General features: G+C 28.9%; 12 protein-coding genes. 2 read left to right on the plus strand and 10 right to left on the minus strand.

Features of this window, described 5'->3' with window-relative positions; all coding sequences use genetic code 11:
* The 6 genes from AB1Z17_RS07415 to AB1Z17_RS07440 all read right to left on the minus strand — a co-directional run.
* On the minus strand, positions 1 to 814 hold an 814-nt coding region (locus tag AB1Z17_RS07415), incomplete at its 3' end, for a DEAD/DEAH box helicase (protein ID WP_368051168.1).
* Positions 815 to 910: 96 nt separating this feature from the next.
* Positions 911 to 1387: a hypothetical protein gene (locus AB1Z17_RS07420; RefSeq protein ID WP_368051169.1), complete on the minus strand. Its 477-nt coding sequence runs from the start codon at positions 1385 to 1387 to the stop codon at positions 911 to 913.
* Between the two features lie 17 nt (positions 1388 to 1404).
* Positions 1405 to 4221, minus strand: coding sequence for an alpha/beta hydrolase family protein (locus AB1Z17_RS07425; RefSeq protein WP_368051170.1), 2817 nt, complete (start codon positions 4219 to 4221; stop codon positions 1405 to 1407).
* Between the two features lie 23 nt (positions 4222 to 4244).
* A complete protein-coding gene (locus AB1Z17_RS07430) occupies positions 4245 to 5126 on the minus strand; it encodes a cyanophycinase (RefSeq protein ID WP_368051171.1) in 882 nt (293 codons plus the stop codon).
* A 273-nt stretch (positions 5127 to 5399) separates the two neighbouring features.
* Entirely contained in the window at positions 5400 to 6518 is a 1119-nt protein-coding gene (locus AB1Z17_RS07435; protein ID WP_368051172.1) for a DEAD/DEAH box helicase, read from the minus strand.
* 108 nt (positions 6519 to 6626) lie between these two features.
* A complete protein-coding gene (locus AB1Z17_RS07440; RefSeq protein ID WP_368051173.1) occupies positions 6627 to 7067 on the minus strand; it encodes a cold-shock protein in 441 nt (146 codons plus the stop codon).
* Positions 7068 to 7521: 454 nt separating this feature from the next.
* Here AB1Z17_RS07440 and AB1Z17_RS07445 point away from each other — a divergent pair, with 454 nt between their 5' ends.
* Entirely contained in the window at positions 7522 to 7953 is a 432-nt protein-coding gene (locus AB1Z17_RS07445; protein ID WP_368051174.1) for a hypothetical protein, read from the plus strand.
* Positions 7954 to 8053: 100 nt separating this feature from the next.
* Here the strand turns inward: AB1Z17_RS07445 and AB1Z17_RS07450 are convergent, their stop codons facing one another.
* The 4 genes from AB1Z17_RS07450 to AB1Z17_RS07465 all read right to left on the minus strand — a co-directional run bounded on the left by AB1Z17_RS07450 (position 8054) and on the right by AB1Z17_RS07465 (position 12619).
* On the minus strand, positions 8054 to 8563 hold the full coding sequence (locus tag AB1Z17_RS07450; RefSeq protein ID WP_368051175.1) for a c-type cytochrome: 510 nt from the start codon (positions 8561 to 8563) through the stop codon (positions 8054 to 8056).
* Positions 8541 to 9200 (minus strand): DUF2202 domain-containing protein, encoded by a 660-nt coding sequence (locus tag AB1Z17_RS07455; protein WP_368051176.1) that lies wholly within the window; start codon positions 9198 to 9200, stop codon positions 8541 to 8543. The genes AB1Z17_RS07450 and AB1Z17_RS07455 overlap by 23 nt, the downstream gene beginning before the upstream one ends.
* Before the next feature lie 102 nt (positions 9201 to 9302).
* Positions 9303 to 11072, minus strand: coding sequence for a translational GTPase TypA (typA, locus tag AB1Z17_RS07460; RefSeq protein WP_368051177.1), 1770 nt, complete (start codon positions 11070 to 11072; stop codon positions 9303 to 9305).
* A 380-nt stretch (positions 11073 to 11452) separates the two neighbouring features.
* The gene (locus AB1Z17_RS07465; protein WP_368051178.1) at positions 11453 to 12619 is read right to left on the minus strand and encodes a proline dehydrogenase family protein; all 1167 of its coding nucleotides are present in this window, start codon (positions 12617 to 12619) and stop codon (positions 11453 to 11455) included.
* Between the two features lie 86 nt (positions 12620 to 12705).
* Here AB1Z17_RS07465 and AB1Z17_RS07470 point away from each other — a divergent pair.
* On the plus strand, positions 12706 to 13355 hold a 650-nt coding region (locus tag AB1Z17_RS07470; protein WP_368051179.1), incomplete at its 3' end, for a 3-dehydroquinate synthase family protein.

The raw sequence follows: 13355 nt of genomic DNA on the forward strand, positions 1-13355 counted from the left end.
AACCAGCCATTTTAAACGCTTCAAACACATTTATTGAAGTGTTAATTCCGTTATTAAAAATTAATGTTTTCTTTCCTAAAGAACGTTCTTCATAAGCCCTTATTAATTTGCCTAACATTTCACTATTTGTGTACAAATCATCAGAAGATTTTACAGTATAATCTCCATTGATTCCAACAACTAAAGATGTTAATCCAACATTATAAGAATATGTTTTTGCCTTTGCTAGAAAATTGTTTTTTATCAGTGTTTCTATAGATTCCCCAATAATTAATTCTTCATAATTATCGGTCATAGGTAACTGAATATTAGAACTTAAAGGCGTTGCAGTTACTCCTAGAATAAAAGATTTTTCAAAAAACTTAAACAGTTTTGTAAAAGAATTGTAATGAGCCTCATCAATAATAACCAACCCTATATCTGAAATATCTAATTTATTATCATTTAACCTATTATTCAACGTTTCAACCATTGCAACATAGCAAGAATAATCTCTATGATCATCTAAATTCGCTTTACTATCAATTACTTTATTAACAACTCCAAAGTCTGATAACATAGAACAAGTTTGTTTACAAAGTTCTACTCTATGGGTAAGAATTAATACTTTTTTATTGTGGTGTTTTAAGTATTGACGCACTAATTCAGAAAAAATGACAGTTTTTCCACCTCCAGTTGGCAATTGAAAGAGCAAATGATAATCATCGGGAGCTTCTTCAAATCTTTTGAAAATTTTTGTAATTGCTTCTTTCTGATAGTTATATAATTCTTTACCAGTTTTTTTTTCTTCTAAGTCTGTAGTAGTTAACGTCACATTTGTAATTTAAAAAACGCACAAAAATACAGCCTTTATTAGTGTGTATGCAACTTTTTTATGAAAAATATTTTTTTAACGATGTATTTCTCTGGTCTATTTCTTTAATTTTTGAAGCTCAACAGTATAATCGTATTGTAAATCTTCGTGCAATGTTGCTACTGATTTTTCAATGGATACCACTTGTCTTTCAAACAGGTTTTTAAGTGTGATATTCCGCATAATTGAAGGTTTTAAGTCTTTTAATCGCTTGCAGAAATAAAGTAATAATTCAACCTCTGTTTCTTTCTTTTTAGAATACCGTATATAAGTTTTAACAATCCGTAAAATTTTACGAACACTTTTTCTCATAAAATAATAACTAGAAGTATTTATTTCTTGAAATAATTGCTCAACTTCAATTTTAATACCTGCAATATAGGCATCCTCATCAGATGCCTTATATAACAAGTACGTTAAAAGTTCTTTATTTTCTTTCTTAAATTTTGAAAGTCTTAAAACAAGTTCAATTAATTCTGAATTTGAACAATCATTTAATTCTGTTTTTAATTCTTTTACTGAAGCTGTTTTCATTAAAATATTTTAAAGAATTACTCAGAATCTGGAACTAATTCATATCCTTGATTGATTCCTTTTTCAATAGCTGGCACACCTCTTTTCATCCAAAGTGGCATTGGAGCACCTTTTAAATAATAATCAAAAAATTGTTGCATACGAATATTAAAATCTTTTCTATTTTGCATTTTTAATGGCCAATGTGGTTCTTTATTATAATTTAAAAACCAAGAAGGTTTTCCCAATCTCCTTAAGGAAACAAAAAACTCTATACCTTGATACCAAGGCACGTGACCATCAGCATCATTATGCATAATTAAAAGAGGTGTATTAATTTTATCAATATTAAAAATAGGTGAATTTTCCACATAACGTGCAGGATATTCCCAAGGTGTACCTCCTATTCTACTTTGTGTATGTTCGTATTGAAATTGTCTACTTAAACCTGTCCACCATCTAATTCCACCATAAGCACTAATCATATTTGCAACAGGAGCACCAGATTCTGCTGCTTTAAAAATATCCGTTTTTGTAACCAAATATGCTATTTGATAACCTCCCCAACTGTGTCCTTGAACTCCAATATTGTCTTTATCTACAAAGCCTTTTTCAATAAGTGAAGTAATCCCAGGAATAACACAACTATAAGCACTTTCTCCTGGATACCCAATTTTGTAATTTATATCTGGATTAAAAATTAAATAGCCTCTACTTGTATAAAAACTGTAACTTATTGTAGATCTTCCTGGTGAAGGTGCTTTATGACTAAAGAGTCCGTCAGAACTTTTTTCATAGAAATTTACAATCATTGGATATTTTTTTGAAGGATCAAAATTTTCTGGCTTTATTAACATTCCTGTCAATGCATCTCCATCTAAAGATGTCCAATTTACCAATTCTGCTGTTCCCCAGTTGTATTCACTTTGTTGCGGATTTACATTGGATATTTTTGTTTGTTTTTTAAAGTTTAAATCTGAATAAATGATATCTGGAAAAACTTCAAAACTTTGTTTTGTGAAAATTACATTTTTAGAATCCTTTGCTTTTGTTGGTTGAGAAAAACGATATGCATCTGATATTAGTTGTTTTCCTTTATTATTTTTTGGATTAAATTCAAAATAACCTGAATTTTTAGTTGTTTCATTAAACGTATAGAATAACCATTTTTCTTTTTTATCTAAAAAACGTTCTTCTCTATCCAATTCAATATATCTATAGCTGGTTTTAGAAAGACGTCCGTTTGTTAAGTTTTTACTCGAGCCATTTTCCGGATTAAATTCCCAAACATCAAACCTATCATATAACAGAATTGAAGCATCATTTTCTGTCCAACCTGCAGCTCCGTAAGATCTCGGATTTACTGGTGAATCATTCAATTCATCATAAAAAACCTTTCCTTTTGTAAGGTTAGTTAGTTTTTTTGAAACTAAATTAACGGTAAACCAAGTACTATCGACAGTATTGTATCCATACGCATATTTAGCACTAGGACTCAAACGTACACGTCCGCTAATTTTATCTAAAATTTCAGTAATATTTCCTGTATTTGTGTTTACAATTGCATAATCACGTGCCGAATTTCCAGTCCACTGACTTTCTAAAAGGTACGCCTCTGGGTTACTTAGCAATGCAAATTCAGCATTTCCTTCATTACCAATTTCTGTAGAAGGATAATTTTCTGAACCTAATTGCACTAATTTATTATTTGCTAAATGAATTGCGGTTACATACGATCTTTTCGCATCATTTTTTACTTGTAATTCCTGAACTGTGTACAATCTAGGTTCGTCATACGTCCAAACTTCTACGTTTACAATTTCTTCATCTAATAAAGTGGTGTCTTTAACAATTGGCGGTTTAGCCAAACCAAAATACAGTTTAGTTTCATCTTTAGAAAAATAAATATTTCCGTCTGAAGAAACTCTATAACCTTTTGGTGCAGAAGCAGGATCTAATAATTTTTGAGCTTTAGGTTTGCCTTCTGTCCAATGAAACAATTCATTTGGTCTTACTTGAACTTTTGTAGTATCTAAATCGGCAACAAACCCTAAATTTTTACCGGAATCACTAAAATTTAACTGGTAATATTTAGTTTTATTATTTGCTTCAAAAACAGCACTTAACTGCTTGTTTTCTAAGTTAAGTACATAAATACCAGCATTTACAGTAGAATCTACACCTGTTGTTGTAAAAGCCAGTCGCTTTCCTTCTTCAGCAAAAATATAATCTGTAACAAATTTAAAAGTATCTTGTTTTTTAGTAGTTAAATCTCTTAAAACTAAATGATAACCATTGTCTTTTCCTACTTTTTTAGATTTTTTATTTTTCTTGTTTTTGGTTTCATTTTTAATTGTGTCGTTTTTAGTAGTATCTTTTTCTTTTTTTACAGTTTTAATATCTTCTAACAAATACGCCACAAAGCCATCCCATTTTTCAGGAGTTTTAAAGGATTTTACATTTCCAATTTTTGAAAGCATTTTATGTTCAAAACTATAAATTGCCAATGAATCTTTAGGTAATTTATCTTTTTTTACTTTTCTTCGTTTTAATTCTTTAATACTGTCTTTCCAAGGTTTTACAGTAAATAACGCAAATTTTGAATTATTTGTAAAGAGTGGTCTTTCAGCTCTTTCGTGTTCATAAATAAGTTGCCCTTTATTGTTTTTTATTTTAAGATGACTATCCTTTTCACCTTTTTCAACTAAATAGATAATAGTATTTCCGTCAGCTGAAATTTTCTGATTTTTTATAGCATTCCAAGTCTCAAAATCTTTGTGATCTAATACTTTTTTTTGTGAAAAGGAAGCTGTTATAGTACCTATCAGTAAACCAATAATTAGTATTTTTTTCATAATTATTCCGTTATTTTATAATTTTAATCTCTAATAATTCTACGTTCATTTAGATTATATGTATCTCCTTTTTTAAGAAAATAAAAATCTCTGCTACCTTTTGGCAACTTTATAATTTCGTTTTTGTCTTTTAACCATCTGGTACCATCATAAATTGCAACATAACTGCTTCCAATAACTTCAAAAGTATTATTTCTAACAATAATCCCTGTATCTTCATCTAAACCAATCCCCAATAATTCTGGGCGATTCTCTAAAATATCAAACATATCAAATTGGCGGTTTCTTGCTAATAAATGTTGGTCTATTGCCACATTAGTTAAAAAATTTAATCCTTCTTCGTGGTCACCCATCATAATTGTATTGGTTTTTGTATCTCCACGAGCCAAATAAGAGCCTTGAATGGTGGCTCCAGCAGAACTTCCGGCAATTACTCCACCTCTATCTAAAAGTGCTTTAAATGCTTCATGCGTTTTTGTATTTAAATACGAATCTGCTAATCTCCATTGTCTTCCACCGCTAAACCAAACTCCTTTTGCATTTTTTAATACTTCAATAAATTCCTTTGTATTGGCCTCTTCTCGATTATGAGTGTGTAAAACAGTAACATTTTTAAACCCTTTTTTTATAAAACTATTTTTGAAACTATCTAAATTTTCTTGAGAAATTACTTCACTTGTGCCTGCAGTTGGAATAACAACAATAGGTTCGTTTTCGCCACCAACAAGTTTCATAAATTCTTCATAAAAATAATTAGATGCCGCTCCACCAACAATTAATAAAGTACCTTTATCCGGACCTTGAGTTATAATTTCAGAATGATTTTCTAGAGTGTTTTCATTTGAATTTTGAGCAAACCCAAAAATAGAGGTGACTAAAATTAGTAGTGCAGAAATGTGTTTCATTAAAAAATATTTTTTTGAAGTCTAAAAGTACTAATTTTCTTAAAGAATCTTTAAAATAATATGAAATTTATAATGAAATCTACATTGTTATATATAGCTAACTATTTTAATTGAATATTTTAAAACGGATTAATTAGTGTCCAAAATAAGTAAATCTGACAAATTTATTTTATGAAAACCATCAAAAAAATATTATTTAATGCTAATCTTATCAATTTCTTGAGAAATAAGTATTAGCACTAAATTGATTAATAGTATTTAAAAGTTATTAAGCTATATTGAAATTTCAACAAATTTAATTCCCAATGCTTTTTGAAGATCTTGAATTCTTTGTAATTCATTTGGTAAAATTAGCGCAATTGAAAAACCTGCTTTTCCTGCTCTGGCCGTTCTACCACTTCTATGTGTATAGTATTCTAACTGTTCTGGTAATTGATGATGAATTACAAAACCTAAGTTATTTACATCAATTCCACGTGCAGAAACATCGGTTGAAATTAACACCTGTAAACTTCCATTTTTAAAAGCGCGCATTACTTTTTCACGCTCTTTTTGCTGCATATCTCCTTCTAAAGCATCTACAGAAAAACCTTCATCTTTTAAAAAATTCATTAAATTTTGTGTACCAGCTTTAGTTCTGCAAAATATAATTCCTCTTTCGTTAGATCTACGTTCCAAAATTTTAATTAGTAATTCTGGTTTTTCTTTAATAGTTGTTTTTATATAATGGTGCGTAATATTTGCATTTACTAAAGTATTTTTATTAACAGCAATTTTAACGGCATCCGCAGCCATATATGTTTTAATAATTTGCTGAATTTCTTCAGGCATTGTAGCCGAAAACAACCAAGTATTTTTCTTTTTACCAGTATATTTTAAAATTCTATTTAAGTCTTGTTTAAAACCCATACTCAACATTTCATCAGCTTCATCAAGTACCAATGTTGTTACCTTACTTAAATCTATTTCTCCTTTTTCAATTAAATCTATCAATCTTCCAGGAGTAGCAACTACAATATGTGTGGTTCTTTTTAAATTGGTAATCTGACGTTCAATTTTTTCACCACCATAAACTGCTTCAATAAAAATTTTAGAATCTAAATATTTGGTGTATTTAAAAAGTTGTTTTTTAATTTGTTGCGCTAATTCTCTTGTAGGTGCTAGAATCAACGACTGAATGTTTGTAGAATTAACGTCTATAGCTTGTAAAATTGGCAACCCAAAAGCTGCTGTTTTTCCAGTTCCTGTTTGCGCTAAACCTATTAAATCTGTTTTAGATTTTAATAAAACTGGAATTGTTGCTTTTTGTACTTCTGTAGGTACTTTTATACCTAGTTCTTTTAAACCTTGAATAAACTCTTTATGAACTCCTAATTCTAAAAATGTTGCCATGTTTCTTTATTTGTAAATATACTTTATTAAATTGCTGTATATTCTATTATTTAATCAATAAAAAAGCTACTCAAAAAGTAGCTTTTAAAAGAGTATTTATTTTAAAAATTATATTTTTTTAACGCGTACAGCATTCATACCTTTTAACCCTTTTTCAAGTTCAAAAGTAACTTTATCATTTTCAGCAATTTCTTCTAAAATACCACTTACATGAACAAAAAACTTTTCTTGTGAATTGGAATCAATTATAAAACCAAAACCTTTTGAAGTATCAAAAAATGAAACTTTTCCTTGTCTATCAACAGGAACTTCTTCTTCTCTATCTTCTTTTTTAGGAATTCCTATTTCGATGCTCTCTGCATCAACTTTAATTTTTTTGGATGGATCTGGTGGCGTATCTGTTAATTGTCCAAACTCGTCAACATACACAAACATGTTGTCTTGTCCACTTGCTTTACGCTCTTCTTTTCTTAAAAGTTTATCTTTCTTTTTCTTTAATCTTTTCTTCTCTCTTTCTTTTTTACCAAATGTTTCTTGTGATCCTGCCATTAATTATTTATGTTAAATTTTATATGTTTATTCTGTTGTTTCCTAAACAGTTAAGGTTGTCATTTGAAATAAAATTATTTTTTTATGAAAACAATTTTTAAAATTGATTTACAAAATACAACTGAAGATATTTAAATGACTTGTTTAAATTAATATGTTATAATATAATGAAAACTTTTGCAAATATAACACTTCCTGTTTAATTTTTTATAGGGCAAGTTAAAATATTGATATAAAATATTTTAAAAAGGCTGATTTAAATAAGGAAATCTAAATAAAAAAGCACAATAAGATTAAGTTTCTTTAAACTTTTTTAATAAATAATTAAAAAACAAGAACTAAAACTATGGTGGGTTACATTGATTTTCAATTGGTTAAAATTTGGCTAATTTTAATAATTATACTACTTTGTGCATAGATTTATGACTTTTAACTAATCAAAATAATTTATATTATGTCAAATTCAACAACAAAACCAGGTACAATCTTTTGGATAATAAGTAGTATCGCCTTATTTTGGAATATTATGGGTGTAGTAGCATACTTAGGTCAAGCTTATATGACAGATGAAGCCTTATCCTTATTAGCAGAAAATGAACAAGCCTATTATGCAAATGTACCTGTCTGGATTACTGCCGCATTTGCAATTGCAGTATTTTCTGGTTTTTTAGGATCTCTTGCACTAGTTTTAAAGAAAAAATTGGCAAAGCTACTATTTTTAGTGTCTTTTGTAACTGTAGTTGTGCAAGTTGTTTATAATTTATTTATTCAAGAATTTGTTGCTTTAACTGGGTCTAGAGTTATTTTACCTTTAATAACTATAGTAATCGCTGTATTTCTTGTTTGGTTTGCTAATAATGCAATTGAAAAAAGAATATTAAAATAAAAAGTATTTTTTTAAGAATAATCTAATTAACCATTGTTTGTAAGTGACAAACAATGGTTAATTTTTTAGGATTATATTGTTGTTAAAATATTGAAAATATTCAATTATTTTTAATCATTCCTCTTCTGTTTCTATTTCCTTTTCCCATTCCGTTTGGATGTTCTTCATTAAAATGTTTTTGAAACCAACTAGGTTTTTCTAATTCATTATTAAAAATATAAGTTGCAATTTTAATAATTTCTTCCTTATTAAAAGGCTGCTTAGGCATTACTTTAAAGTTTTGAACTGCCCCATACATTAGTGCATTTTCCTCTTTTGGATCTAACACCCAATTAGTCATTGCTTCTACAAATTCATTTTCAGTATTATACGAACGTAAATATCTGCGCTTTACTGCAACCATTGGAGGTGCAATTATATCATCATGAGATTTTGAAGTTACGGAATGACATATATAACATTTTTGTTCTAATAATTCTTTCCCATTGAAGGTGTTTTCTTCTAGCGCAAGGGCATTGTTTTTAATAACTTCTTTATTATTTTTACAAGAAATAGATGTAATTATAAAGAATAATAGTACTATTGTTTTAATTATTGCCGCATTTTTCATTGGAAGTATTTATTATATTATTGAATAATTCTTGACTAATATATTGAGGTGAATAATTTCCAATATTATTTGTTAATTGTTCGTAATAATTTCTTAAATGGTTTCTAGAACCACATTTTAATGAACTGTAAACGTTTAATAAATCTGTTTTAGTAGTTCTTTCTTCATTTAATTCTAAATCATAAATATCTAAATCTTCAATTGTATTGCCAATAATTAGCGCATCGATTAAAGAAATATTGCTTTTTTCTACCAGTTGATTATACAATTGTTGTAATTCTGAATTATTAAAAACACCTATTTCTTTTGAAGCAGAATCTTCTAATCCATATGTTGTAATTAAACTCAGCACATTTTTCATATGGGTTTCTTCGCTTGAAGCTATATTGCTAAAAATTTTCAGCCCGTACTTATTAAATGAATTTAAGTATACATCTCTAGCTAATTTCTCTTCCTCTCTTAAATATAGAATATCGTCACGTTCATTCTCGGTTAGTGTTGTATTAGTATTAATACTTTCAATAATTTCATTCTCAATTAAAGATTGATCATTTATGTCGATATCATTATCGGACGAAGAGCAAGAAGAAATTAATAATATAAAAAGTAAAATTGCAAGATTTTTAATTGATTTCATAATAAAGTAACATTTAGGGTATAAATAATTAGACCTTAATAATTGATAAAAGTTTATCAAAATTAAGGTCTAATTAAAAATATGTTTGTTACTTATGTTGCGTTATCTAAAAGATATTTTACGCATACGTAAACTTAGTGGTGTTATTTCTAAGTACTCATCCTCTTTAATATATTCCATACATTCTTCTAAAGAGAAATCTACTTTTGGAGCAATTTTTACACTATCATCTGTTCCAGATTTTCGAACGTTTGTTAATTTTTTACCTTTAATTAAATTAACAGACATATCTTCTTGTTTATTATTTTCTCCAACAACTTGACCTTTATAAATATCTTGATTTGGCTCAATAAAAAACTTACCTCTATCTTGTAATTTATCTATAGAATATGCAGTAGCTTTACCTGTTTCAGCAGAAACAATTGCCCCATTATTTGAAGTTGCAATTTCTCCTTTATGAGCATCAAAACCACGTAATCTATGGTTTATAATCGCTTCACCTTGTGTTGCCGTTAAAATTTTATTACGTAATCCTATTAATCCTCTAGAAGGAATATCAAATTCTAAATGTTGTAAGTCTCCTTTCGGTTCCATTACCAATAAATCACCTTTTCTTAAACTTACAAGGTTAATTGCTTTACTTGCCGATTCTTCAGGAACATTAATTACTAAGGTTTCGTATGGTTCACATTTAACACCGTCAATTTCTTTGATAATTACCTGTGGACGACCAACTTGTAATTCATATCCTTCTCTTCTCATTGTTTCAATTAAAACAGATAAATGTAAAATTCCACGTCCAAAAACATTGAATTTTTCTTCAGTATCTGTGTCTTCTACTCTAAGAGCAAGATTTTTTTCAGTTTCTTTATACAATCTATCTCTTAAATGACGAGAAGTTACATATTTACCTTCTTTACCATAAAAAGGAGAATTATTAATAGTAAACAACATACTCATAGTAGGCTCATCTACTTTTAATCTTGGTAGTGCTTCAGGATTTTCAATATCTGCAATAGTATCTCCAATATCAAAACCTTCTATACCTGTAATCGCACAAATATCTCCACTTCTAACTTTAGATGCTCTATCTTTTCCTAAACCTTCAAATGTATGTAATTCTTTAATACGTACTTTTTTAAAAGTACCATCAGCTTTACATAACATATAATCTTTTCCTTCTTCTAAATCACCTCTATAAACACGACCAATTGCTATTCTACCAACAAAAGATGTAAAATCTAAAGATGTAATTTGCATTTGAACTGTTCCTTCTTTATAAGGTGCTTCAGGAATATTTTCAAGAATTGAATCTAAAAGAGCTACAATATCTGTAGTTTCATCTTTCCAATCTCTACTCATCCAACCGTTTTTAGCTGAACCATAAATGGTATCAAATTCTAATTGTTGTTCAGTAGCATCTAATGCAAACATTAAGTCAAAAACTTTTTCGTGCACTAAATCTGGTGTACAATTTGGCTTGTCCACTTTATTTACAACAACAATTGGAGTTAGTCCTAGTTCTAAAGCTTTACCTAATACAAAACGCGTTTGCGGCATTGGTCCCTCAAAAGCATCAACTAGCAGTAAAACACCATCTGCCATTTTTAATACGCGCTCCACTTCTCCACCAAAATCGGCGTGACCAGGAGTATCAATAATATTTATTTTTACACCTTTATAATTAATTGAAACGTTTTTAGATAAAATAGTAATTCCTCGCTCACGCTCTAAATCATTATTATCTAACAATAGATCAGTTCTAACTTTTCGCTCATCTAATATGTGAGCTTGATCGATAATTTTATCAACCAACGTAGTTTTACCGTGATCAACGTGGGCTATAATTGCTATATTTCTAATTGATTGCATATTCCATATTTTTTTAGAAGCTGCAAAAGTAATTGATTTATTTGGTTTATTGTAACAAAATTTGAATTATGATTTCTTCAAAATAATTAGAATTGTAAAAAACGTATTGATATGATATTTAACAACTTACCATTAGTTAGCTAGAATTGGGGAATTATTGACGCAATTTGTATGCTTTTGGTGTTTTAGACTGATTATAGTATTGCAGTTTTTTTACGTGGATACAATATGAGTGATAAAACTGTTTTATAAAAACAACTATATAATAGTGGTTTATCACCTTTTTAAAAAAACCGTTCAACAACTAATTTATACTTTTAGTTATTGAACGATTTTTAATTTATTAGGGTTTTTATAAAAGAAAACACTCAAAAAAATGATTAAATTTTTCTTCGTTCTCTTTCTTCTTTTAATAGACGAAGTTCTCTATTCGTTTGTCCGGCAACAGATGTATTTTCTTCAGCACGTCTAATTAAATACGGCATAACATCTCTTACCGGCCCAAAAGGTAAATATTTTGCAACATTATAACCCGAATCTGATAAATTATAACTTATATGGTCACTCATACCATATAATTGACCAAACCACAATCTTCTGTCATCTTTATCTAAACCAGATTTTGCAATTAAATCCATTAATAAATAGGAACTTTCTTCATTATGGGTTCCAGCAAAAATAGCCATATCTTCTATGTTTTTAAACATATATGCTAACACATCATTAAACATTGCATCTGTAGCTTCTTTATTTGGGCAAATAGGATCTGCATACCCTTTCTTTTCAGCGCGTTCACGCTCTTTTTCCATATATGCGCCGCGCACTAATTTCATACCTACTTTAAACCCTTCTTTTTTAGCACGTTCATGTAACTTTTTAAGATATTCTAATCTGTCCCATCGATATAATTGCAATGTTCCAAATACAATCACTTTTTCTTTGTTGTATTTACGCATCATTTCTTCAATTAAATCGTCAGCAGCATCTTGCATCCATGATTCTTCAGCATCAATTAATAATGGAACGTCTCTATCAAAAGCCGCTTTACTAACTATGTCGTACCTTTCTTTTATGCGTTTCCATTCTATTTCTTCGTGCGCATCTAGTGCTTCTCCTTCAGTTATTTTTTGATAAATCTTAAACTTTCCAAAACCTGTTGGCTTAAAAACGGCAAACGGAATACTTGGCTTTTCTTTTCCAAATTTAATAGTGTTTAAAGTTTTTTCCATAGCTAGATCAAACTGTTCTTCAACCTCTTTACCCTCAGCTGAATAATCCAAAACAGAGTGTACATTTTTGGAGTGCATTTTATCTATTGTAGGCATACAATCATCTTCTGTAACACCACCACAAAAATGGTCAAATACAGTTGCCCTAATTATTCCTTCAACCGGTAAATGTGTTTTAAGAGCAAATCTGGTTACTGCTGTCCCAATTTTCACTAGCGGTTCGCGTTTTATCATTTCAAAAAGATAAAAGGCTCTATCTAGTTCGGCGTTTGACTTTATCGCAAAGGCAACCTCTGTATTATCAAATAATTTTTCCATTGTAAATTATGTTTAATCAAAGATAATTACAAACAGTTTATTTTTCCATTTTTTTGCCTTTAATTTGTACAAAAATATTATCCAAAATGAAACCTATATTATCCAATAATTACTTTGTAAACTTTAATGAAGATGCTTATTTGAAATTGAACGCTTATTTAGCTTCAAATAAAACTTCTAAAATTTTTATTTTAGTTGATGAAAATACCAATCAATATTGTTTACCAACTTTATTGGAATCTTTGGAAACGACTTCTGAAATTGAAATTATTGAAATTGAATCTGGAGAAGAAAACAAAAATCTGGATACTTGCACCGGAGTTTGGCACGCATTAACCGAATTAGGTGCTGACAGAAAAAGTTTACTAATTAATTTAGGGGGTGGTGTAATAACAGATTTAGGTGGTTTTGTTGCATCTTGCTTTAAAAGAGGGATTAAATTTATTAATATCCCTACCACTTTATTAAGTATGGTTGATGCATCAGTAGGTGGAAAAACAGGTGTTGATTTAGGTGTTTTAAAAAATCAAATTGGATTGTTCTCAGATCCGGAAATGGTGCTTATTGATCCTCGATATTTAGAAACAGTAACGGAACGTGAAATACGTTCTGGATTAGCTGAAATCATTAAATATGGCTTAACTTATGATGTTAAACTTTGGAATAAGATAAAGAAGTTTAATGAATTGTCTATTAGCAATATAAGTACTTTAATTCATCGCTCTATTGAAATTAA

Source organism: Lutibacter sp. (assembly GCF_040883305.1).
In the GTDB taxonomy this organism is placed as follows: Bacteria; Bacteroidota; Bacteroidia; order Flavobacteriales; family Flavobacteriaceae; genus Lutibacter.